At 45.0% G+C, this 22,662-nt stretch carries 24 protein-coding genes; 3 read left to right on the top strand and 21 right to left on the bottom strand.

All coding sequences use genetic code 11. The annotated features are described in order from the left end of the window. A partial coding sequence (locus tag BN1234_RS13910) for a nitroreductase family protein (protein ID WP_054957269.1) occupies positions 1 to 576 on the top strand: 576 nt, incomplete at its 5' end. A gap of 110 nt (positions 577 to 686) precedes the next feature. Here BN1234_RS13910 and BN1234_RS21950 read toward each other — a convergent pair. Further along, complete coding sequence (locus tag BN1234_RS21950) at positions 687 to 785, bottom strand: sporulation protein YjcZ (RefSeq protein WP_082423206.1); 99 nt, start codon at positions 783 to 785, stop codon at positions 687 to 689. 249 nt (positions 786 to 1,034) lie between these two features. On the opposite strand from BN1234_RS21950, the gene BN1234_RS13905 reads away from it, so the two are divergent. Both BN1234_RS13905 and BN1234_RS13900 read left to right on the top strand, forming a co-directional pair. After that, on the top strand, positions 1,035 to 1,757 hold the full coding sequence (locus BN1234_RS13905; protein WP_054957268.1) for a class I SAM-dependent methyltransferase: 723 nt from the start codon (positions 1,035 to 1,037) through the stop codon (positions 1,755 to 1,757). A 178-nt stretch (positions 1,758 to 1,935) separates the two neighbouring features. Further along, positions 1,936 to 3,186: a methyl-accepting chemotaxis protein gene (locus tag BN1234_RS13900; protein ID WP_054957267.1), complete on the top strand. Its 1,251-nt coding sequence runs from the start codon at positions 1,936 to 1,938 to the stop codon at positions 3,184 to 3,186. Positions 3,187 to 3,266: 80 nt separating this feature from the next. Here the strand turns inward: BN1234_RS13900 and BN1234_RS13895 are convergent, their stop codons facing one another. The 20 genes from BN1234_RS13895 to BN1234_RS13810 form a co-directional block, all read right to left on the bottom strand. Next, complete coding sequence (locus tag BN1234_RS13895) at positions 3,267 to 3,710, bottom strand: NUDIX domain-containing protein (RefSeq protein WP_054957266.1); 444 nt, start codon at positions 3,708 to 3,710, stop codon at positions 3,267 to 3,269. 43 nt (positions 3,711 to 3,753) lie between these two features. Beyond that, the gene (locus BN1234_RS13890; RefSeq protein WP_054957265.1) at positions 3,754 to 4,647 is read right to left on the bottom strand and encodes a serine/threonine-protein kinase; all 894 of its coding nucleotides are present in this window, start codon (positions 4,645 to 4,647) and stop codon (positions 3,754 to 3,756) included. A 194-nt stretch (positions 4,648 to 4,841) separates the two neighbouring features. Further along, positions 4,842 to 5,027, bottom strand: a complete 186-nt coding sequence (locus tag BN1234_RS22780; protein ID WP_082423205.1) for a hypothetical protein — start codon at positions 5,025 to 5,027, stop codon at positions 4,842 to 4,844. A gap of 129 nt (positions 5,028 to 5,156) precedes the next feature. Then, positions 5,157 to 5,948: a lipid II flippase Amj family protein gene (locus tag BN1234_RS13885; RefSeq protein WP_054957264.1), complete on the bottom strand. Its 792-nt coding sequence runs from the start codon at positions 5,946 to 5,948 to the stop codon at positions 5,157 to 5,159. Between the two features lie 25 nt (positions 5,949 to 5,973). Beyond that, a complete protein-coding gene (locus BN1234_RS13880; RefSeq protein WP_054957263.1) occupies positions 5,974 to 6,762 on the bottom strand; it encodes a class I SAM-dependent methyltransferase in 789 nt (262 codons plus the stop codon). 55 nt (positions 6,763 to 6,817) lie between these two features. Next, on the bottom strand, positions 6,818 to 7,720 hold the full coding sequence (locus BN1234_RS13875) for a sugar phosphate isomerase/epimerase family protein (RefSeq protein ID WP_245640175.1): 903 nt from the start codon (positions 7,718 to 7,720) through the stop codon (positions 6,818 to 6,820). Between the two features lie 96 nt (positions 7,721 to 7,816). Beyond that, the gene (locus BN1234_RS13870; RefSeq protein WP_054957261.1) at positions 7,817 to 8,299 is read right to left on the bottom strand and encodes an SRPBCC family protein; all 483 of its coding nucleotides are present in this window, start codon (positions 8,297 to 8,299) and stop codon (positions 7,817 to 7,819) included. Positions 8,300 to 8,313: 14 nt separating this feature from the next. Next, positions 8,314 to 8,853, bottom strand: a complete 540-nt coding sequence (locus BN1234_RS13865; RefSeq protein ID WP_082423204.1) for a DinB family protein — start codon at positions 8,851 to 8,853, stop codon at positions 8,314 to 8,316. Between the two features lie 137 nt (positions 8,854 to 8,990). Then, positions 8,991 to 9,608 carry an NUDIX hydrolase gene (locus BN1234_RS13860; RefSeq protein WP_054957260.1) on the bottom strand — a complete coding sequence of 206 codons (618 nt, stop codon included), beginning with the start codon at positions 9,606 to 9,608 and terminating at the stop codon, positions 8,991 to 8,993. A gap of 15 nt (positions 9,609 to 9,623) precedes the next feature. After that, on the bottom strand, positions 9,624 to 10,484 hold the full coding sequence (locus BN1234_RS13855) for a MurR/RpiR family transcriptional regulator (RefSeq protein WP_245640174.1): 861 nt from the start codon (positions 10,482 to 10,484) through the stop codon (positions 9,624 to 9,626). Positions 10,485 to 10,501: 17 nt separating this feature from the next. Then, the gene (locus BN1234_RS13850) at positions 10,502 to 11,461 is read right to left on the bottom strand and encodes an acetylxylan esterase (RefSeq protein ID WP_054957259.1); all 960 of its coding nucleotides are present in this window, start codon (positions 11,459 to 11,461) and stop codon (positions 10,502 to 10,504) included. Between the two features lie 12 nt (positions 11,462 to 11,473). Then, positions 11,474 to 13,408: a hypothetical protein gene (locus BN1234_RS13845; RefSeq protein WP_054957258.1), complete on the bottom strand. Its 1,935-nt coding sequence runs from the start codon at positions 13,406 to 13,408 to the stop codon at positions 11,474 to 11,476. A 52-nt stretch (positions 13,409 to 13,460) separates the two neighbouring features. After that, positions 13,461 to 14,294 carry a carbohydrate ABC transporter permease gene (locus tag BN1234_RS13840; RefSeq protein WP_054957257.1) on the bottom strand — a complete coding sequence of 278 codons (834 nt, stop codon included), beginning with the start codon at positions 14,292 to 14,294 and terminating at the stop codon, positions 13,461 to 13,463. Further along, a complete protein-coding gene (locus tag BN1234_RS13835; RefSeq protein ID WP_054957256.1) occupies positions 14,291 to 15,169 on the bottom strand; it encodes a carbohydrate ABC transporter permease in 879 nt (292 codons plus the stop codon). Before BN1234_RS13835 ends, BN1234_RS13840 begins: the two co-directional genes overlap by 4 nt. A gap of 89 nt (positions 15,170 to 15,258) precedes the next feature. After that, positions 15,259 to 16,614 (bottom strand): extracellular solute-binding protein, encoded by a 1,356-nt coding sequence (locus tag BN1234_RS13830; RefSeq protein ID WP_054957255.1) that lies wholly within the window; start codon positions 16,612 to 16,614, stop codon positions 15,259 to 15,261. 288 nt (positions 16,615 to 16,902) lie between these two features. After that, complete coding sequence (locus tag BN1234_RS13825; RefSeq protein ID WP_054957254.1) at positions 16,903 to 17,271, bottom strand: potassium channel family protein; 369 nt, start codon at positions 17,269 to 17,271, stop codon at positions 16,903 to 16,905. Between the two features lie 17 nt (positions 17,272 to 17,288). Further along, positions 17,289 to 20,576, bottom strand: a complete 3,288-nt coding sequence (locus BN1234_RS13820) for a DEAD/DEAH box helicase (protein ID WP_054957253.1) — start codon at positions 20,574 to 20,576, stop codon at positions 17,289 to 17,291. Between the two features lie 249 nt (positions 20,577 to 20,825). Next, positions 20,826 to 21,578, bottom strand: a complete 753-nt coding sequence (locus BN1234_RS13815) for a superoxide dismutase family protein (protein ID WP_054957252.1) — start codon at positions 21,576 to 21,578, stop codon at positions 20,826 to 20,828. 329 nt (positions 21,579 to 21,907) lie between these two features. Beyond that, positions 21,908 to 22,066, bottom strand: a complete 159-nt coding sequence (locus BN1234_RS22520) for a hypothetical protein (protein ID WP_170308048.1) — start codon at positions 22,064 to 22,066, stop codon at positions 21,908 to 21,910. A 46-nt stretch (positions 22,067 to 22,112) separates the two neighbouring features. Then, on the bottom strand, positions 22,113 to 22,658 hold the full coding sequence (locus tag BN1234_RS13810; protein WP_054957251.1) for an STM3941 family protein: 546 nt from the start codon (positions 22,656 to 22,658) through the stop codon (positions 22,113 to 22,115). Positions 22,659 to 22,662: the final 4 nt, after the last annotated feature.

Genomic DNA, 22,662 nt, shown 5'->3' with positions numbered 1-22,662 from the left:
AACCGCCGCTCTTACTATGCAATCAGTAAGGATTCCGTCATTTCAGATGAACGAATTCAAGAAATTGTGAATGATGCTGTTAAATACACTCCTTCTGCTTTTAATTCCCAAAGCGCCCGTGTTGTTGTTCTTCTCGGAGAACAGCATGATAAGCTCTGGAATCTGACAGAAAATGTCCTTAAAGAAGTTGTTGGCGGTTCCGAGGAACAGTTTGCTTCTACGAAAGAAAAGATGGCTGGTTTCCGTGCAGGTTACGGCACTGTTCTCTTCTTTGAAGACAACAGCGTTGTAGCGAAACTGCAAGAGCAATTCGCACTCTATGCGGATAATTTCCCAATCTGGTCTCTTCAATCCTCAGGCATGCTTCAGTTTGTTGTGTGGACTGCTCTTGAAGCAGAAGGCCTTGGCGCTTCCTTGCAGCACTATAACCCTTTGATTGATGATAAAGTTAGAACGGAATGGAATCTGCCTGAGAGCTGGAAACTGATCGCTCAAATGCCTTTTGGTAAACCTTTATCCGAACCAGGTGAAAAAGAGTTTCAACCACTTGAAAACCGTGTGAAGCTCTTTAAATAAACCCGTCCATTGTAATTATCTAATAAAAAATGGCTCTGATCTTCTTAGAAAACAAACACCCGGCCATAAATGGCCGGGTGTTTGTTTCTTTCATCTTAAAGTCTGATTGATTAAACCCAAGCTGCAAGAATGATTACAAGCAGAATGAAAAGGACCAACACAATACCAACTGCACTACCGTATCCACCGCCGTATCCAACTTCGCTCATGAAAATCCCTCCCGAATGTTTTAATTCATGTGATTTAATCACAATACTAATGTATTTCGAAAGAAGCAGTTCTGTAACGGCTGATGTCCCGTAATGGCATTTATCCCTGCTTTCGTTATCGTTAACTCGTATGTTAAAAACGGGCTCTCTTCATTCATTAAAGCTAAACCCCCAGCGCCTTTGATACATATGTTAATTAAAAGAAGGCTGTTTCACCAATTACTATCGCGAACTGGGGGACCTTATGATATGAATTACATTAACATGCTGTCTAAGTTGGGGATGGGGAGTGCACATCCAGGGGGTTTTGAAGCGACTCTGCGTCTGTTTCGAAATGAACACATTCCTCCAAAAAGCCGGATATTAGAAGTTGGCTGCGGCACGGGAAGGACTGCTTGCTATTTAACAGAACGGGGATATCAGGTCACTGCTATTGATCTTCATGAGAAAATGCTGCACAAAGCTCGTCTGCGTGCTAAAGCGATGGGATTGAATATTAACTTCATACAAGCTGATGTTTGCTCATTACCTTTCGAGGATGAACAATTTGATTTTGTGATTGCTGAATCTGTCACTGTATTTACCAATGCATCCGAATCCTTATCCGAGTACTGCCGTGTTCTAGCCAAAGGAGGTACACTTTACGACCGAGAGTTGGTTCTGGACAAACCGATGCCTGCCGAGACACTGAAGGAGCTGGAGGATTTTTTCGGTATTCCGCATTTAATGGAACGACAGGAATGGCAGAGCCGTCTTCTGGAGAGCGGATTCTCTAATGAAGAAGCCCTGGAATATAACCATTTCACCGATCAGATGAAACAGGATCAAACCCGCCATCTGGATCCGCTGGAACGGCGGGATGAAGGCGCCTTGCTTGATATGACCCTGTGGGAAACATTATTCCAGCATGACAAAATGATCTTAAACAATGCAGAATATTTAGCTTCTGTATTATTTAAAGCGGTAAAATAGGGACTGATCTATTGATCTGTCAGAGGGACAAGGGGATATTACACCGTGTCCCTCTATATCGATTAAGTAGATCTTTAGAACCGTTTTCGGCATAAGCAGTAATTCAATATATCTACTTTTGTCATATAATGTTATAATCACGGTAATATTATCCTAGTCCCTAAGGAGGATTCCTTCAATGTCGTGGTTACATAAGCTGTCGATATCCAATAAGATAACTGCCGGATGTTATATGGTTGCTTTGCTGTTTTCGGTTCCAACCCTGATCACTTTTATCATAATGGGGAAAATTGTGATCGGAATATTGCTCGTCGCCATACTTGCTCTCCTTACATACCCGCTTTCACTGCTAGTTCAGAGAGCGCTTACAGACACCTTTTCCAACATAACGGATGTCTCATTAAAGATTGCAAAAGGTGATTTCACCTATAAAGTGACGGAAGTTGGAGGAGTATCCGATCTGAGCCGTACCTTTAACAGTATGGTGGACAGGCTTCGTAAAATTTTGCAGGAAACTTCTCAAATCACTCATCAAGTCATGAATTCCAGCCGGGATATTTCGAACAAGAATCGCGATTTGATCGAAATGATGACTCAAGTTTCGCATTCCTCAAATGAACTGGCCGTAGGAGCAGGCGAAATATCTGAAGATGTATCCGAAATGGCAGGCAGCATCCGTGAAATTGAAATTAAAGTCAGCAATTATACAGATTCAACAAAAGACATGAACCAGCGCTCATTGGAAACTCTGAGCTTAGTTGAACAAGGACGCGAATCGGTTGCGAATCAGTCTGCTGGTATGCAGAAGAATATAGAAGCCACTGACAAAGTTGCGGAATCCATCGAAGCTCTCTCCCGAAATGCTAAGGGCATCTCAAAAATTACCGAAACGATCTCAGAACTGGCCGAACAGACCAACCTGCTATCTCTCAACGCCTCAATCGAGGCCGCAAGAGCAGGTGAGCATGGGGCAGGATTTGCGGTTGTCGCCCATGAAGTTCGTAAATTGGCTGAAGAGTCCACATCATCCACACGTGAAGTATTCAACCTGGTTCGCAGCATTGAGCAAGACGTCAAGCTGGCTGGACAGAATATTAAAATCAATGAAGAAGTAGTCCGGCAGCAGACCGAAATGATTCGCGAGGCAGAATTGGTGTTTTCTGAGATTGTGACAAGCGTCCGGTACATAACCGAACAAATTTCTGCTTTCTCGGCTGAAAGCGAATCCATGCTGGAAAGCGCGCAAAAGATATCTTCTGCAATAGAGAATATATCCTCAATTACGCAAGAGTCAGCTGCTGGCACAGAGCAGGTGTCTGCCTCTATGAATGAGGGGATTAATTCCATTCAGAAGATAGCGGATGAAGTAGATGCGATGAATGATTCGGTGTTTCAATTGCAGAAAACGATTAATATTTTCAAGTTTTAAACCACAGAGAAGCCTGCCCTCTAATTAGGGCAGGCTTCTCTGTGTATCTATACAGGTTCAAACATCACCACGTATGGGGATCATTCCTTATTGTCCTCATCCAGCTCCTGGGTGACCATCTCCACAAAAGGAGTAATCGGGATAAACTTCAGCTTCTCGAGAGGTATCCACTCTGCTCCCAGGGAATCCTTCTGATCTCCATGCCTCTTAATTGGGGCCTTTACCTGTTTCAATTTCACTTGATAAATCAGTCCGATATGATGCATTTCCTCCCGAACACCATCTGCTTGCTCATAAATAATAGTGCATGATACCGCTGTTTTCATATGCCCTTCAATATCTGGAAGCCCCGTCTCCTCCAGAAACTCCCGCTTTAAAGTCTGCCCAGGCTCTTCCCCGAATTCGATTGAGCCTCCTGGTAAATCCCATTTGCCCAAATAGGGTCCTCTTGCTTTACGAATTAACAATATACTTCTATCTTGAATTAAAACTCCATAGACACCGAGGTGTGTATATTTCTCCACTCATATCACAGCTTTCTCTTATAAACTTCTATCATTATTCGGTTCACAGGTAGTTCCTGCTCTCTTGAGATGCTGTCTCTCTCCAGCAAGAAACGAACTCTGCTATATCGTCATACCGATCTTCTCGGTTCGGATGAACCGCTTTTAATGCAATCTGATGCAGTTCTTCTCCGGCATCCCAATTTTCGGGGGAGCGATCCAGCTCACCACCAAGCAGTCCAAAAGCAATAGCACCCATATTAAACACATTCGTCTTACTGTCAATGGGGGCGTTCATTTCAAATTCCTCAGGTGACATAAACCTCGAAGAGCCCCAAAGCCTGCTCATCGTATTATAGTAAGGCTTCCGCTGATACACATCAATGTCGCATACACGTACTTCCTCACGAGTGAAATCATATAAGATACTGCCATCATAGAAGTCAACGGCGACATAATTCCTCTGCTCAACATGAACATGAAAATCAAATATGTTTTGAATGGCCTGTAATCTTTGAACAACTGGCAACTGTTTAAAGCGATAATATGGAGAATCTGGATGAACGTATTTTGCCGGAGGAGGAAAGGTTTCATGGGGATGAAGATTCACTCCCTCAAACCATTCAAACTCAGCAGCATAACCATTGCCAACTGAATAATGATTCAAAAGCCTGACCAAGCAGGGATGATGAAGCTCGTCATATAAATGAACCGCCTGCTTTAAGCGCTGGACAGCTTCATCTGGCTCTCCATCATATGCTGCTGTTCGTGCTCCTGCGTACTTGATAAACTTTCGTACTCCATCTGGAGCTTCTACACCAAAACTGATATTACCTGAATCCTGATGGGCGAACACTTGAATAATAGAGCCTAGGTCTTGAAGCCAGGTAAAATCGTGAGTTTCCTTTAGAGGAAAAGTTTCATCGCCAAGCGTTATTTTCACGTAAGTATCACTCATCTGCATTCTCCCTCAGACAGAAATGGGCAGTCTGCATACAGGAAAACCGCCTGTAAACTCCCAATAACTTCTTCATATTATATAGTGATTACCATTTTATCTCAATCTTGTGTGGTAGGAATCTCCTATATCAAATCAAAAAAACTGCCAGCACTCATTCAAGAGAGCACTGACAGTTCTTCAACGTTTAAACATTAGATCGCAGCGTCGATTCGCGATTGGACTGCTTTGTCACAACGCTTACACACTTTTAACGCGGTTCCATTCGATTTGGTGCGTGGATACAATAATTTAATACGAGTACTGTGACATACCGGACAGGTTCCTCTCCCGCGAGATGGAAGATGCCATAGAGAATGTCCTCTTTTTGATTTGGCCATTTGTGCTTCGTCCCCTTTATCTCATATGAACTTGTGCGAAAAACTCCTCTTCTGTCCATATGTATGCTGACTTTTGTTGAAATATTCAGGTAGAAAACAAATGATCCGGTAGTATATCCATTTCCGCAATCATAAGAAAGCTACAACCACGCCAATCACATAAGCCGCTGGAATAAGCAGCAGCTGTGCAAGCATGGTGCCGAAGAACCGTGATACCATTAAAAGCATATATATTTTGCCAAGCTGATCACGCATTCTCAGGTCATGCGCTGCTTTATCTGTGATGAGACCTAACTGGGGATCAATAAAAATGGTCAATATAATTGTAGCAATGCCGTTAATAATACCGGAAGACTGCGAGGCTGTAGTACTTAGCGCGGGGATCATATGGGCTGCGTACAGTGAAGACAATACTCCTACGGTATAGATAGCGGTTACCACGACATTCAGCAGAATAAATCTTTTAGGAACATCCAGATAGCGAAATTGACTGATCTTAAGCATAGGGCTGCGGAGATAATGCCTTGTATTTTTAAGCTGGCCTATCGTTACACTGGAGATCAGTTTAGGAATGGAACCCGCAACTTCAAGCTTTGTAATTATTCTGCCAAACAAGCTCACAAACGTTGGGAACAATATGATGGCTATTAACGTACCGACCGAAGATGCCAATATGATAAATCTCAAGTACTGCAGCACATCAAGTGTGGGGTCGATTTTAGCATGATCCACAAACTTGGCTGTGATCGGTGCTTGAATCAGGTTAGATGTTCGTGAGACAAGCACGATGATCCCCGATAAAGACAGCGCAACTGCCAGCTTGTTCAGCTTCACACCCGCATAACGCACGGAATAAGACAGTGTCTCTGCAGTATGTATAATCATTGTGAGAATGAATGCGACAATCAGACCGTTTATCATAAGGATTTTCTTTCCCTCTCACGTTCTATCGATTACGGCGCTTGGCAATCCATATCGTCCATCGATCTTGTTCTATTAAGGGCTCTCCCTGCTTCGATGACAGCTTTTCAAGAATATATCCAACCAGATCCTGAAGCTCATCATCATCAAGATCGTGTAGTATGGACCTACCCGTTCGATTCAACAAATCCAGATTCAACTCTTGCACATCTTGATAGCTCCTGCGTGTTTCCCAGAAACTTATCTCATCAATCAATTCAAACTGATACGCAGATAGACTTTTAAGGACCTCAGAACTGGAGTGTCTCCTCTCTGTCTCCTTTGAGATTAACTTCGAATATTTCTCGAATATATAACCACGAAGATGACTTTCACTTCCCGGGAGAAGGCAATCCTCCGGTGTTCGATCCTGAACAATAAATAATCCACCTGATTTGATTACACGGGATGCTTCTTGAAAGCATTTATCCAGGTCACGAATATGATGTATTAGGGCCCGTTCTAAAATCATATCCGCCGTCTCATCAGGTAAACCTGTATCCAGGGCATTCCCTTGTACAAAAGATATATTGCCATAAGACCTGCAGTTTTCTCTTGCCCCATTCAAATTCGACTCTGAAAAGTCCATACCGATCACGTGATCTGCTCCCAAATCGGATAGGGCCTTACAATAGATCCCTCCGCCACAGCCAATATCCAGTGCTGTTCCTGGCTTACTTCCAAGATATCTGTTTATCAGTTTAATCCACTCAGAGTCAGCGGTTCTTGCCGCATAGGTATGTTTGTTTTTCTCATCGTGAAAGTTAATGCTCATATAAAGCACCTCCTAGAAAAAACAGCTGACTAACATATCCCGCCGCCGCACATCCTTACATGCCTTGAAATGATGCTGTATGAATCCCAAGCAGCTCGGCTACCCTTCGATACTCATCATGTAACTGGTCCTTGCGGATTAATCTATGGTCATGCTCAAAAGTGACATGAAAGTCTTGATTCCGCTCAGCCAAATACTTCAGATATGCATAGGAATCACCATAACGCTCATCCTCATCTTGCTCCGGGAGAACAGGCAGATGGTGCTTAAAGGCATTCCCTTCATAGACCACGTTACTGTAGTGCACCAAGTATACCTGAGATGCAAGTCTGCCCAGAAAACGATAAGGATCAAAACCTTTAAATGCCCGTTTGGCAATATCCAGTCTTGCTGTATCGACAACCAGCTGGATATCGGGATGATTCAGAAATGCACGTGTAAATACATCTTCGTTATCCCCAAAAAAATCATGCTCCAGCACAATCCGCTGCCGATACTGCTGCTGAATTTCAGATAGCCGCTCAAACAACCGCTCAGAAATATCCTCAAATTCGGCTTTGCTTAGCTGATCCGATTCATAGCGGCTCAAAGGATCCGGCAGTCTCGGATACGGAGTGAACGGAGGTTGAAACGTCGGATACCACGGATAATGGAACAAAATATAATCCGCACCGCATTCCGCCGCCAGCTTCACTTCTGTCTCAATCTGTTTCAGCGCCTCCGCATATTCCAGAGGATTAGGTGAATTGAGCTTTGGCAGTCTGTATCCATATGAATTAAGAATGGGACCGTGCACCCCAAACTTGAGATCATAACTCTTGCAGAATTTTTTCGCTTCTTTAATAGCTTCTTTACTTTGATATTGCGATAATTCCATTCCACGTATGTATTCCCCTGTCACCTCATTCCAGTGATCCAGACTGAACTGATGCCACATCCCGATCTGAAGACGTCTCACATCATCTACCTCCATCGATTATTCATGAATAGTCAGCTTCACTTCTTCTCCATAGGCTTCAAGAACCGCCTGTCCGCCTGCTGGAATGGTGATCATTTACCATTGACCACTATGCTTGCTGTGCCAGTCCTGCTCAATCTGCTTCTTCAGTTCACGGTTTCGATAATTTATAAAACGGGTCATATATGTCTTTAACACTGCTCTTTCGGCAATCTTGCCAAGCAGCCCCAGCGGCGCTTCTAATATCAAGGTATCCTGCATAACCGTGCTCATTTCTAAATCAAAGAAATGATGCTCATGTTTCAAGCTTTTGAAAGCACCTCGAGTCATTGTATCCACAAACAAATAAGGCCTTCTATACTCTGTTATTCTTGATGAGAGCTTCTGCCTGACAAGAAAGTGTGTCGCCTCAAACGTGACCATTTCACCTTCACCGATCATGCCGTCCTGCACACCCTCAATAGCACGCTCTTTGGTATGCGGCCACACTGTCCGTGTGTGCAGAGTAATATCTCTGGCAAAATCAAAACAAATATGGATTGGTGCCAGGATTTCAATTTCAGTTGTAATTTTAATCAAGGAAATGCCCCACCTTATGTATACTTCTTGCTGCTCAGCCGCTTTCGAATTATTCGGATCTGGCCCCGGTGGTTAATTTCATCCTCGAACACATGAAACCACATAAAATAAAAGTTAGCCGGCTTGTTATACCAGAAATCCACCTCGTGCGTCAGCCAAGCATCGTCCACTGTTCGGAACAGTTCAAACGTTCGATTTCTCACTTCATCTAAACGTTCCATGTAGTAGGAGAGCTCATGCCCCTTAATTTGTTGTCTCCCCTGCTCACCCAAGCTAAGTGCTGGGCTCCAAACGGCTAGTTCTTCTTCCGTTAATTCTCTTTGCTCAAACGTACCGACCTGGTAAGCATATTCTACGGCTGCCGCATGAAGAAGAAGTCCACCAATGGAGTTGCTATCCTCATCCATGAGGTAATCCAGCTCATCCACACTCAATCCCCTTACCTCTTCCAGCGTCGTGTGCCTTGCATAATTCATCATGGACAGTAAGCGGCTAATTTGGGGAGAATAACCCGGTATGTCCGTTACCAAATAGATCTTTTCCATATCCAGCATGATCGATCACTCCTTTCTAGTAAAAAAGACACCAAGCGTCATAAGCTTGATGTCTGATATAAGACTGGTCCTCTGGTGATATCTATTTGTTATTATACATTAAAGCGATCCACTATTTAACAAAAAAAATCTTAACCCTAATCAAACCAGACCTCCTTGGCCGGATTACGCAAATACTCGAACATGACCTCAATCTGCCGCTTCGTGTTCCGCTGAACGGATAACCCTGGCAGATGGTCTTCAGCAAAAAATGCTGCCTCTGACGTCTCAATTCCCCCACCAGCCTTGCCTCCGGTCAGTTCACACAAGATAAATATTTTATATACATGCTGGGCTTCAGGCGGATGATCGTGAAACTTCTTATCCAGCACAGCCAGCAGCCGTACAGGCCGCACATCATAACCGGATTCTTCCTTGATCTCTTTCACCACAACCTCTTTAGCCGAGAGACCAATATCCGCCCAGCCGCCAGGAAGTGACCATGCTCCATCAAGTCTTTCCCTGACTAACAGGATTTTTCCGTCTTGAAAAACAACTCCTCGAATATCTACTTTGGGAGTCGGATATCCTGTATCACTGGCAAATAAGAACCGGATCTTTTCATGCTCTATATCCGTATACTCATGCAGAATCGATACGCTGAGGTCTCTCAATTGCTCAAAACGTTCGATATCATACACATCCTTGGAATAAGCAAGCCCCGCTTGACTGATCGCCTGAAGCTCTTTCGCCCATTCCAGCCATTTCGGCGTCATCGTGGATTCCTCCATTTAATACAGCTTATCCGAGGTCGCCTTGGCTGTAAGCTTCCTAAACCTCTGCGCCTGGTCTTTCATTCGAATCGATACGCCGACATGCAGCAGGTCAATAATCGATAGCTGCGAAATTTTGGCGGCAAGTGAGCTGCTTTCAAGCGGGCTCTCACGGGAAACCATGATCAGCACGATATCCGCTATTTTAGTAATTGGAGAGCGGGCATTACTTGTTATTGCGATCACTTTGGCACCTGCACACTTCGCCAATGTTAAATTTTCATTCGTATCTTTCGTGCTGCCGGAAATTGAAATCCCCACAGCGACTGACTCATCCGAGAGGAGTGCCGCCTCAACTGCCTGAAAGTGGGTATCCGCATTGGCGCCGCTTCGCTTTCCTATACGGAGGAAGCTTTGTGCGGCCTGCATCGCAGTTAGCCCCGAAGATCCTGCACCAAAAAACTGAATTTGCTTCGCTTGGTAGAGAAGCTCAATCGCCTTACCTAGTTCTTCCGGATGAACGAGCTCTCGTGTCTGCTCCAGCGTCTGGATGTGTGCTGTCACAATTTTATTCGTAAGCACGGAAGGATCGTCTTCCTCGGTCACTTCTGTATCCAAGTAATCCATCGGCTGCACCAGATCCTGAGCCAGGGACAGCTTAAAATCCTGAAACCCATGGAATTTCAGCTTACGGCATAACCGCAGCACGGTCGTCTCCCCAACTTCTGCCTTTCCTGCAAGCTCTGTCACGGACTGGTATATAATCTCGGGGGCATGCTCAATGATGTACTGAGCTGCTTTCTGTTCCGTCTTCGTCAGACCATTATAGTGACTTCTGATATGCAGCAAGGTTTTACCCATCTCTTGCTTGACGCCCACCCCGTACAACCTCCTTACTAAATATCCACCAAAAATTGCATCGCTATGTCGCTGAATCCAGGCAGCCATTCGTGTCCAAAGTTAGGATATACTTTTAAATGCTTTGGAGCCTTAATTTTATTATAAACCGCAAATTGGGAGGATGCCGGACATGACTGATCCACCAGTCCCGAAGCAAATAGGGTCTCTGCCTGGATACGCGGAGCCAGATGCTGTATATCAATATAACCCAAAGTATTAAATATTTCATCCTCACGCTCATGTAATGGATCGAAATTGCGGAAGTAAGTCAGGATTTCCTGATAAGCAAACTTCGTAAAGTCCATCTCCCATACCCGCTTATAATCACTTAAGAACGGGTACATTGCCACCGTCTTCTTAATCCGCGGCTCAAGAGCGGCACAGGCAATAGACAAGGCGCCGCCCTGCGATCCACCGCTCGTAACGACACGATTCTCATCGATTTCAGGAAGATTCATAATGACGCGGGCAAGCTGGACCGTATCCAGAAAGATATGACGGAACAACAGCTGGTCTGGACCATCACTTAATCCTCGAATAATGTGGCCTTGATAGGTCGTGCCCTTGATGCCGCCAAGGTCTTCGGAAAGGCCGGCCTGTCCCCGGCAATCCATCGCTGCAACAGCAAAGCCCTGTGAAACATAGGGAAGCTTTTCACTCCAATCACCTGAGTCCCCCGTATATCCATGGAACTGCAGCATTGCCGGAATGTTGCCTTCAATATGAGCAGGCTTCACGTATTTGGCATGTATCGTAGCCCCTCTGACTCCTTTGAAAAACAAATCATAACATTCGGCATGAGGCACAGAAAACTCACTTTTTACAAAACGTGCTTCCGGATCAACCGCATCCAGCTCCTGCAGGGCCGATGCCCAGTATTCATCAAAATCATCAGGACGGGGGTTTCTTCCCTCGTATTTCAACAATTCACGAAGCGGCATATCAATAGCGGGCATAACGGTCTCCTTCTAGGCGAGAGCCTTTGTTTTGTGGTACGTCTTTAATTGATCTTTCATTAATCCCATCATCAAGCCGGAGGCAATCTCCGCAACAGTCCAGCCGGATTCTATCGCCCAAGGTCCCCAACCTGCATCAGCAGGTGATCCAAACACCTCGTTCTTTTCCACATCAAATGCTCTTGCCCATCCTCCATGGATTTTCAGATCACTGCTCTGCAGCTGGGAATTGATCATAAATACAGCAGTCTCGTTCCACAGTTCAAGGAAATATTCATCCTCAGTTACAAAATACGCCTGGATAAATGCCATCGGCAGCCAGTTGTTAGAATATAATAAATCGACTACCGGATCCCCATTCTCGGCCAATAATGAGCTTTCTCCCTCACCAACCTCATTCCGCATATCAGCCTTATATCCTGTGTCCCATTCCAGGTATGCGCCCGAATGATGCTTATGAGCCTGAAGATCCTGCGTCACTTGATACAGCCAGTTCTTATACTTGCTATCTCCTGTCACCCAATAAATCCAGCTAAGCGGGAGAATAAGGCGGCAATATTCCTGCGTTTCACTCTGTTCCCGCGTCGTTTCCGGATATACTGCCATGATCGCATCCATCCCTTTACGGGCAGCATGCAGGAAAGATTGATCTCCGCCAATATGATAAGCAAGGCAAAGGGCTGCATAATAAAATGCATTATAGTGGGCACTTGGCAGATTGCCCGGTTCACTGCGAAGCTTCTGTAACTGCTCCGGGCTCATATCTTTATTGTCCGTTCGGAATACTCTGGTTCCGTCACTGCCTGTGGTATTCACCAGGAAGCTCAGTACCATATGGATATCGTCCATTTTATAAGTTGATCCTGTATACAGGTTCTTAAGCATTTGCGGAATAATAGCTCTCGCAACATCATCCTGGTAACACACACCCCAAGCTTCATCCGTCCAGCGCATCATTCCTTGCAAGTCGCCGCTCTCTTTGCAGATATAATAATTAAATATGTAGTTCATCAAGTTATCGCTGATCTCAAGATGATCCGCATTATCGTTCAGCAGATGGGACAGGAAATAGGATAAAGAAGCCTCACCCATGCAGTCAGCACGCCGGATCACATTCATCTTCTGAACACCATCCGCGTTAATCTCCGTTGCAAATCCTTCGAGTAATCCCGCCTTACCGTTATCACAGAGAATGGACGAATTACTCATCCAGTTCACAGCCTTTGCGGCACACTCCGCTACCTGAGAATCTAAATCCTTCGCCGGATCAAAGGCACCCCCTGAATACACATAAGCAATGTTCTGCAACTTCTGATCCGTGTCAAACAGCCAATTCAGAATGAATTCGATGACCGCAGCGAATCTTTGCTTCGGCGCAAATCTGGCTTTCACGAAATTGCTAAGGCGGAAGGAACATACCAGCAGATTGCCTTGCGCTTCAAACCAAAGCGCACGGTCTCCTATTTTCTCATGAAATGCTGGAGTCAATTCGATCTTGTCATGTGCATGAATCGTTGTATATTGAAGGATGGGTGTCGTATGAACACATGTAATGTCATGAGGCTTTATCCGTGTTCCCGCCTGATCATCCAGAAGCATACCCACGGATAGACCCTCAATCTGAGTATCCTCCGAACAAAACACCAGTCGCTGGTACCGCGTATTGGAAGGCTGTTCTGAATAGACATACCCAATACTAGCCGTAAACTCGGAAAATACCCTTTTCCCTTTAGCCATCTGTTCCTCAATAGGTGTCCGCTGCTCGGGAGTGAACAAAATAGGTTTATCCAATGTTCCTCCAAGAATCGCAATGGCGTCAAACTGCTCCCAGTCCGCCTTCGTAACATCTTCGGGTTTCATAACGGTAACAGGGTTACCCCCTGTACGCATCACATCCAGTAAATCACTTTCACCGCGTGTAACAACAGCAATATGATTCTTTTTCACGGTTCATCCTCCAATAGCCGATAGGTTAGTGTTCATTCAGGTTGTCTTTATTTTACTCCTTAATAGCACCTGCTGTGGAGCCTTCAATAAGTTTTCTTTGGAAAAAGATATAGAAAATAATAATAGGAACGAAGGACAGTACAATCCCTGCGTAAAGTGCTCCCCAGTCTGTCCGGTACTGCTGAATCATCATCAGATTCGCCAGCTTGACCGGCAAGGTCTTCATGTTGTCACTTGATATCAGAATTAATGCGATGACATATTCATTCCATATCCCGACGATGTTGAATATAGCTGCCGTTACCAGACCAGGCTTAGCGAGCGGAAACATAATGGAGAAGAACAGCCGGAACGGACCGCAGCCGTCGATGACTGCCGCCTCCTCCAGGGTCTTGGGAATCTGGCTGAAAAACGCGGTCAGCATAAATATGGTAAATGAAAGCGAAAAAGCAACATATACAAAAATAAGTCCCACATGATTATTGAGCAATCCCAAATCGTTCACCAGCAGGAACAAAGGTGTCATAGCCAAAAACGTGGGAAGCATCAGACCTGTGATGAACAGTACATAAACCGTCTTTTTCAATAAGAAGTTCTTGTGACTGAGTGTATAGGCAGCCATTGCTGAAAACAGCACAATTAAGCACACAGTAATAATCGTAATAATGACACTGTTGATAAACCCGCTTCCTAAACCTACCTCGGTCCATGCCCGCAGGTAGTTACTCCATTCGAGCTCTCTGGGCACGTAGAATGGCCGTGTCAGAATGTCCTTCGAGTTCTTAAAGGAGTTCATGATCACCCATAATATCGGGATAAAAATCAGAATATTGGCTATCAGCATCGTGAAGTGCAAAAACCAGTTGCCGGCGATCTTGTTCCTCATTCCGCTTCACCTCTCATGGCGCGCTGGGTCGTCAACGTAATCAGCAGCACAATAATGAAGAATACAACCCCTATGGCAGAAGCGTATCCGAAGTTATAGTTCTTGAAAGCTTGTTCATAAATATAAAGGGACACCGGTTCAGTTGAACGGTTCGGACCTCCACTAGTTAACACCTGCGGCATCTCAAACATTTTCAGAGCATTAATCAACGTAAAGGTAACAACCACTTTCAATATCCCTCTCAGAAGCGGAATAATGATGTAAATACTTCGCTGGAACTTGTTAGCACCGTCTATTTCAGCAGCCTCAAACAGGTCTCTTGAAATATTGAGTACACCTGCAAGCAGCAATACCGTATAAAAACCAATCGCTCCCCATACGGTTACCCAGAGAACACTACCGAAAGCCGTCTCTGTTCTCCCAAGCCATTCGGTTGCCCACATATCCAGTCCCACTAACCGAAGCAGACCATTCAGCAGACCGCTGACCGGATTAAAGATTGTAGCCCACAGCATCGCAATCGCAACACCAGGTAAAATATGAGGCAGGAAGATCGTTCCTTGATAAAAATTCGTCCACCGTGATTTGGAATTAGCAATAATCAGCGCGACGAACAAGGGCACCAGCACCGTCAGCGGCACTTGGAATAATATATATTTTCCGGTATTCATTAAGGCGTTGATGAAGTTCTCATCGGTGAACATTTTGGTGTAATTATCGAATCCGATCCATTTCTTGTTCCCGATCCCCCTCCATTGGTACATGCTCGTCAAGAGCGCTGAGAAGACCGGGTACAGGACAAAGATCAAATATAACGCGAGTGCCGGCAGCAGAAATACAAGGATCGCGAACTTTTCTATTCTCGTTTGCTTCAACTCTTCACCACCACTTCTGTAAACTAACCAATCCCAACTGCCGCAAAGACAGTCAGGATCGGTCCATTCATAAATTCAATTTCAGCAGCTTATTTAAATTCTGCTTTCTCAATACTGCTGTCATTCCGTACCTCAGATGCCTTCTTCTCAGCATAATCGGCGAACTGCTCTGGCGTTACTTCACCCAGCAGGAGTGCATGATACTGATTTGTAATATTATTAATAAGTTCCGGATAAGCATCATTAATACCGGTTGGAGCATAGGTGCCGCTAGCCTGCTGCATAACTCCCAGCGCACTTCTCAAAGCATCGGACTCAATGGCTTCATCCGTGCCCTTAACCAGACTCGGCAAGCCTCTTGTCTTAACCATTTCTTTCACTTGGTCCTTACTGGAGAGATACTTCAGGAAGTCGATCGCCGCATCCGGATTCTTGGACTGTGCCGGAACGTACCAAGCACCGCCCCAACCTGTTGAAATTGGAGCAAGATCCTGCTCCTGTCCGTTTGGATCCCAAGCTGGCTGATTCATCGTTCTCAGCATGAAGTCATCCGGAATGACATCCTTCATCTCACCCTCAAGCCATGTGCCTGCTGTTGCGAACAGAGCTTTACGCTGGAAGAACATCGTCTGTGCTTCCGTATGGGACAGAGCCATCGAGCCTTCGATAAACATGCCGTCCTTCACCATCTTGACCACTTCTTCAGCTGCTTTGGTGAAAGCTTCGGATTTCCATGCGCCTTCTTTCAGGTTGTAAGCATCCAGCATGGCCTGTTTTCCGCCGATCCGCTGCACAAGTGGCATGTAGTATCCGTAAAAGCTGTATCCCGGAAATTTACCCGGGAAAGCAAATACAGCGATTCCTTTTTTTCCGGCCTCTTCCTTCAGCGTGTAAAGGTCCTCCCAAGTTTTAGGAAGCTCCCAGCCGTTGTCTTTAAACAGCTTCTCATCGTACCACCATGTGTAACCAGAGGAGAAGATTGTAGGTACGCCTACAAATTTATCGTCCTTCTTCAGATTGAATTGTCCCTGTTCAAATGTATCCAGCCATTTTTCTTCACTGTTGTATGCTTTGCCGTTCAGATATTCATCGAGTTCAAGAATTTGTCCGCTGTCCACAAGGCCCTTAATATCAAAGCTCGGTCCCGGATTAAACAAATCCGGTGCATCACCAGACAGGAATCGAGGCTGAAGCTGCTGATGGATGTCCGGACTAGCCTTGATTTCCACGGTCACATTCGGATGCTCGTCCATGTAGCTTTGGGCACTTTTCTTCACCCATTCCGATCCGAAGCCACCTTCGAACATCATGACCTCAAGCTTAACCTTCTCATCGCCGCTCTTGCCGCCTGAACCGGAATCCGCGCCTTTAGAGCCTGTTCCTCCGCCGCATGCCGACAGAAGCAGCATTAAGGACAAACCTCCCGCTAACCATGCTTTCTTCATCTTAACCCCTCCATAAATATAATTTCTGTCCCTTTTCACACCTCTTTAAAGCGTTTCCAATTTAGTTCTCCGTTTTCTTCTCTTGAGTGTACATACTGTCCATCGGATAAATTGGAGGAAATATTCTTTTTTATAATACAAAATAAAGAAAATATTTACTGTTATATTACATATAAAAGGTATTCTAGTCAATTTATAACCAAGTCTTTTTATAGACTTAAAATGGGTGGAATAGAAAAAGAGCTGCCTATGCGCAGAATAATCTGCTGCAATAAACAGCTCTTCTAACTAAGATTTTTTAGTGAACCGGCTTTTGCGCTCCCCATTCTCATCCCTCAGGTTACTCTTGATCATTGCATAAGCAATGTATCCTGCCATTCCTATAAATAGGCCTGTTCCCACGGGAATATAGATCATCGTAAATATTTTACCCAGGTCCGTCTGTGGTACAAAGTCCGGATGCCCTACCGTACTGAGCGTTACAATGCAAAAATAAAGTGCATCGATGACAGACAGCCCTTCTTCTTTGGTATAAAATAACGTTCCAGATACCAGTAATAACAATATTAATACAAACAACACCTGAAAGTTTTTATGCTTGAAAGCACCCCAAAGTCCGCCCAACAGACGTTTCAAAGTCAGCAAAAAAGAAATCATGTGTATCTCGCGCCCCCTTATATCATCAATATCTCCCGAATATCCTGTTCCGTAAGTGCGGATTGAGCTTCTTCCCCCGGTCCAATAATATCCTCGATTAAATCCTTCTTCTTCTGCTGTAATTCGTACATTTTATTCTCCACCGTGCCTCGAGAAACAAGCCTGATGATCTGTACGATCTTCTTCTGGCCGATTCGATGCGCACGGTCTGTCGCCTGCTGCTCAACCGCAGGATTCCACCATAAATCATATAATATGACGGTATCCGCTCCGGCTAAATTAAGCCCAGTACCCCCTGCTTTCAAAGAAACAAGGAATAAATCCCGCTCACCAGCATTAAATCGATCGCACAAAGATACTCGTTCCTCAGCTCGCGTCTTTCCATCCAAATAGAAATAGGGAACACCCTGATCACCAAGCTCACGGCCTATTAATCCAAGCATCTCGGTGAACTGCGAGAAGATTAGCACTCTTCTCCCCGCATTCCTGCAATCTTCTACGATCTCCATCAGCTGCTTGAATTTGGCTGAGCTGCCCTCATAGCCCTCGACGAACAACGCCGGATGGCAGCATATCTGTCTAAGTCTCGTGATTCCGGCCAAAATCTTGATTCGATTTTTCTGGAAACCCTTCTCATTCAGATGCTTCAAGGTTTCATGCTGCAGTTTCGCCAGATAAGCGGCGTAGAGCTTCTTCTGTTCCGGAAGCAGCTCAGAGGCCTGCAGCGTCTCAATCTTCTCAGGCAGCTCCTTCAATACATCTCTCTTAAGCCTGCGAAGAAGGAATGGGCGTATTCGCTTTGCCACCGTCTCTTTGGATAAGTCATTGAATTCTTGCCGCCCGGGAAACAGCTCCGGAAATACAGTATTAAATATAGACCAGAGCTCTTCCATCCGGTTCTCAACAGGTGTCCCTGTCAGTGCAAACCGATGAATGGAATTAATGGCTTTAACGGCTTGTGCTGTCTGTGTGGCATGATTCTTAAAGGTCTGAGCCTCGTCCAGAATTAAAGTGTGGAACGATAGCGAGGCAACCTCTTCCAGATCCCTGCGAAGCAGAGGATAGGAGGTAATGACAACATCCACTTCTTCCGCTTTTCGCAGCGTAGTGACCCGTTCTGCCTTGGAGCCGTCTGCCACGACAGCCTGTACCTCCGGTGCGAATTTACTAAATTCATTCAACCAATTATACATGAGTGAGGCTGGAGCAACGACAAGCACCGGCTGTCTTTGTTCCCGAATCTCCGGCAGGACTGATATGATAAAGGAGATCGCCTGTATGGTTTTGCCGAGTCCCATTTCATCAGCCAAAACCCCGCCAAAACGATATAAAGCGAGCGTCTTCATCCACTGATAACCATAACCCTGGTAGTCTCTTAGTATACCTGACAAGCTTTCAGGCACCGGAAAATCCAGATGATCGGGATTGCGAAGATGCTCAAGGAGCTTCCTTAAAGACCTCTCCAGCCTGATTGTGCTTCCCTGCCGGTCCGAATCGATGAGACGCAGCCCGCGGACAGCAGGCAGCTGTGCATGGGAGCCCACCAAATTCCTGTGATTCATTCCGATATCATTCATAAACCGGACAATGGCCTGAAATTCACTGCTTTCCAGCGGCATGAGCGCTCCATCCGGCAGCTTATGATACCTGCGCTTCTCTTCAAGCGATTGAAGAACCTTTCGCACCTCGGATTCCGGAATGCCGTCCATATCAAAATGGATCTTCAGCCAATCTGTTCTTTCATCGATATTTACCGTTACACTTGGAGGCGCATTTCCGGTGACTAGACGTACCTTGACCGCAGAAGTAGCGTACACTTTCAGTAATGGCTCTAGTAAAGGAACGATATGATATAAAAAGTGGTATTCATCATCCTCATCATCCATGAAGTAACCACCTTCTGTCATGATAAATCGGCCTTGCTCCATAAGCTCAAGAATTCGATTCTCCTGATCCCCGTTGCGAATCAGAATCTGACCTTCAGCCCGGGACTGCTGAGCCTCCTGAAGCGGGTTGACGATGATATCCCCATACTGAAACTCAAGGCCTGCCAGCAGCCGGTCTCTTACCCGATCAAGATACAGACGTGCAGATAATGGAGTCTGGACGATCTGATTCGAGATGCCTTTCGAGATTACGACACGGCCAAGCTTTCTTAGTCCGGGAATGACCTTTTCCATGAATGGTTCGATTTGTTGAGCAGCTATGCCAACCGAATTCCTGCCTGAGTCTTCAAGCATATATTTCATTTCGGCAAGCCTGTTACACTGCTCGGCAGAAACACTCCACAGCTTCCCTTCCGCTACGACAAGCTCATAAGCATCCATAACAATGAGCTGCTCCATCCCATGTACATCCAGCTTGTAACCCTTCGCTCCTTCGACAGATTGTTTGAATTCAAACTGAAGCGGGATAATACCATCTGACAACTCTAACCCGTCATATGTAACTCCACCGACTTCCAGCTTCACTGATGGAGCTGCAGCTAGAAGGGGATATAAATCACCCCATACATAAGGAGGAATGAGGAGCGCCCTTTCACCGCCTGGCCTGCTGGATATCATACCCGAGCTTGAGCCAGCTATCTCTCCCGTCAAATACTCGTTGTCATATAGCTCAATGAACTTTCGAATAATTTCGTCATGTTCTTTTTTGAAGCAATGCAGCTCCGGATCGTAAGTGAAGTTTTTCGAAAATGCATAGCTTTCTTTACGCTTTACCCGGTCCAGGAAGCTTCGGATGTTCTGAACAATATAGGTTCGTTTAGGACCGACCTTCATCTCAAAGCCAAACCTGTAACTTCTAATGCCGTAAGAGAATACCCGGCAGATCAATTCTGCCTCAAGCACCGTTCTTGTATCAAAATAAGCCTGCACATGGCTTGGACGACGGCGTCTGTCCTCAAACAGTTCCAGCATACTATTCGTAAGCCGTTGATCTATATTGTTATTTCCCTCCTCCGCTTGTCGCAAGACCTTATGAACTCCAGTTATGGAATGATGCTCCGCTTCCTCGTCCCTCTGACTGTACAATATACATAGCAGTGCTGCCGCTGTGTGCTTGCAGTGCTTATCAAAAGAAAAAAATGACGAACAGGAACACTCCGCCGCCACCTCTCCATTATGGTCAAAACGTACAGCTACATCATAACTTTCCTCCGCATCTACTCGCGCATAAACAACGGATTCATTCGGATTGCTGCTTGTGAGGGTTACCTTGCCGGATCGAACGTACGATGCACCTTTATTGAAAGAGGTCAGTCCGCATAACGACCGGATAATGCGTTCATTTATAGGATAAATCATATCGAAGCCCCTTCTGCTTATACCTGATTCCAATGTATGAAACTTACCGAAACAGATTTCCACGTCTTACTATAACAGAATAAGCCTAGAAGGAGCCACTGCCGCAAGGGGCATATTCCAGACCGTTGTCTTGTGATTCAATGAATAAGGACCACCTGAGTGCAGGCGGTCCTTATTCATTGAATCATCATATTAAAAAATCACGGAGTGTTTATCAACAAATTGTTAGCAGATGCATGAGGCGTAATGCTATTTCGGAATGTTCCCTCCAAGTATACGGTCGCCTGAATTACCTGCCGGGTCGGACATATTATCATCCTCTCCAGCATGGATAATCAGGGAGCGGCCCAGTATGGAAGTTGCTTTTCCCTTTTCCAATGTTGCATGCTGAATTTTGAATTCCCCTTCAGCCGTCCCGTCTTGTCCTGCCATAAGATTTGGCATATCCCCGACATGACTGCCCTCCGGATGCTCAAGGCCATGATGTTTGTGGGTTGGATTAAAATGTCCGCCTGCTGACTTGAAATCCATGGATTGAATAGCGTTCTCATGCACATGGAATCCATGCTTGCCTGGGGTTAAACCCGAAGCAGATATTTTCACAAGAACACCATCATCCACCTGCTTAAAGGTAGCTATGCCAGATGCTTTACCTTTAGCATTAAAAAGTTTTACAGATGGAATCCCAATGGATACGGAGCGTGTTGAACCCTCCCAGAACACCGGCTCGTTCATTTTGTCTGCGAGCATGCGTACGGGAACATAAACCGTTCCCTGATGAATAATGGACTCTGGAACTGCCATTCCATGATTCGTATATTTGCCATCCTGATTGGAGTGTTCCTGACCATTCAAGAACAACATGAGCTTGGCTGCTGTTCCCGAAACAGCACTTAGCGTCTTACTTCCTTCAGCACCTGCCAGGGAAAAGCCCGAAAATAACAAGGCACCTGCCATGAACGAGCCAACCATTTGTTTTGTCGAAAATGTTCTTTTTTTCATTGTATCGCCTCCTGTTCCTTAGTACTCACCTATACCCTGAATTTTCGCAAATAAACCTGTATTGGCAAGATTTTATTACTTTAGTCAAGATTAACAGTTTAATTCCTCTTCATATATTCTCACCTTCTAACATATGGCCCTGATATAGAGTCCTCCTCATCCAATACTCAAATTGCAACGATAAATGGTGCTCCAGCACAATGGTGGACACTAGGTGAAACTCCAGGTTCCACTGATGGATGAAAAGTGATTCAATAATTTAGTTTTCTCCTTCTGTATGCAAAAAGATCGAAGGCATAATCTCTATGATTAGCCATCGATCTTTATTGTTAAGGTTGATTTTTGTGATACTCATTCATCGTTTTAATTCCTGTATTGATCTCATCCAGGGTCTTCTGCAGACGCTCCATTCTGCGAAGCCCAGCATATTGATTACTGATAATCCCAAATAGACCAACCATAAATATAATTATAATTATAATAAGCATATCCAAGTTCAGCTCACTCTCGCCTTTAGCATGTTTTCAATCATGCTTAGCTTAACATATCCACTTCGGCCTGCTCTTCCACTTTAGTTCGGTTCCATTTCTGCATGATAATTAAGTATAATTGATCGATGCTGATAGGCAGCCCCGATTCGGCTATATTAATAGGCGTATTCACCAAACCTTGATTGGCCCGCATAAGCAGCTTCTTGAATCCTTTCTGCTTAGACATGAACTTCTCCGGGTGATGCAGCTGAATCCCGATCATACGCTGATTTATATAACTGTACAGCTCGATATTCTTAATCTCTCCCCAAGGAATGACACCCGCCTCAATATAGGACGATTGATCAGTAATCCCCTCATCATTCACAATAAGTGAAGGCTTCTTGTTTATCATTCTGGATATGAAATAAAACATGCCAAATCCAAAAAAAATCATACTTATGATCCCGATGACAGCAATCCAATTGGAATCCTTGTCACTAGACGATAGCCCTGCATAAGTTAGCAAAGCACCAATAATAACAAAGATTACAGACATGACTAACAATTTTCCCACCCTCGGATAAATAATAACATCCTCGTTGTTCATTCAA

It is taken from the genome of Paenibacillus dakarensis (assembly GCF_001373415.1).
GTDB lineage: Bacteria > Bacillota > Bacilli > Paenibacillales > Paenibacillaceae > Paenibacillus_AQ > Paenibacillus_AQ dakarensis.
This window is presented reverse-complemented; position numbering and strand designations above follow the sequence as displayed.

Coding starts and splice junctions, on each gene's coding strand:
- BN1234_RS21950 (WP_082423206.1), bottom strand. CDS start 785: ATGAGCGAAGTTGGATACGGCGGTGGATACGGTAGTGCAGTTGGTATT.
- BN1234_RS13905 (WP_054957268.1), top strand. CDS start 1,035: ATGAATTACATTAACATGCTGTCTAAGTTGGGGATGGGGAGTGCACAT.
- BN1234_RS13900 (WP_054957267.1), top strand. CDS start 1,936: ATGTCGTGGTTACATAAGCTGTCGATATCCAATAAGATAACTGCCGGA.
- BN1234_RS13890 (WP_054957265.1), bottom strand. CDS start 4,647: ATGAGTGATACTTACGTGAAAATAACGCTTGGCGATGAAACTTTTCCT.
- BN1234_RS22780 (WP_082423205.1), bottom strand. CDS start 5,027: ATGGCCAAATCAAAAAGAGGACATTCTCTATGGCATCTTCCATCTCGC.
- BN1234_RS13885 (WP_054957264.1), bottom strand. CDS start 5,948: ATGATAAACGGTCTGATTGTCGCATTCATTCTCACAATGATTATACAT.
- BN1234_RS13880 (WP_054957263.1), bottom strand. CDS start 6,762: ATGAGCATTAACTTTCACGATGAGAAAAACAAACATACCTATGCGGCA.
- BN1234_RS13865 (WP_082423204.1), bottom strand. CDS start 8,853: ATGCTGGATATGGAAAAGATCTATTTGGTAACGGACATACCGGGTTAT.
- BN1234_RS13860 (WP_054957260.1), bottom strand. CDS start 9,608: ATGACGCCGAAATGGCTGGAATGGGCGAAAGAGCTTCAGGCGATCAGT.
- BN1234_RS13850 (WP_054957259.1), bottom strand. CDS start 11,461: ATGCCCGCTATTGATATGCCGCTTCGTGAATTGTTGAAATACGAGGGA.
- BN1234_RS13840 (WP_054957257.1), bottom strand. CDS start 14,294: ATGAGGAACAAGATCGCCGGCAACTGGTTTTTGCACTTCACGATGCTG.
- BN1234_RS13830 (WP_054957255.1), bottom strand. CDS start 16,614: ATGAAGAAAGCATGGTTAGCGGGAGGTTTGTCCTTAATGCTGCTTCTG.
- BN1234_RS13825 (WP_054957254.1), bottom strand. CDS start 17,271: ATGATTTCTTTTTTGCTGACTTTGAAACGTCTGTTGGGCGGACTTTGG.
- BN1234_RS13820 (WP_054957253.1), bottom strand. CDS start 20,576: ATGATTTATCCTATAAATGAACGCATTATCCGGTCGTTATGCGGACTG.
- BN1234_RS13815 (WP_054957252.1), bottom strand. CDS start 21,578: ATGAAAAAAAGAACATTTTCGACAAAACAAATGGTTGGCTCGTTCATG.
- BN1234_RS22520 (WP_170308048.1), bottom strand. CDS start 22,066: ATGCTTATTATAATTATAATTATATTTATGGTTGGTCTATTTGGGATT.
- BN1234_RS13810 (WP_054957251.1), bottom strand. CDS start 22,658: ATGAACAACGAGGATGTTATTATTTATCCGAGGGTGGGAAAATTGTTA.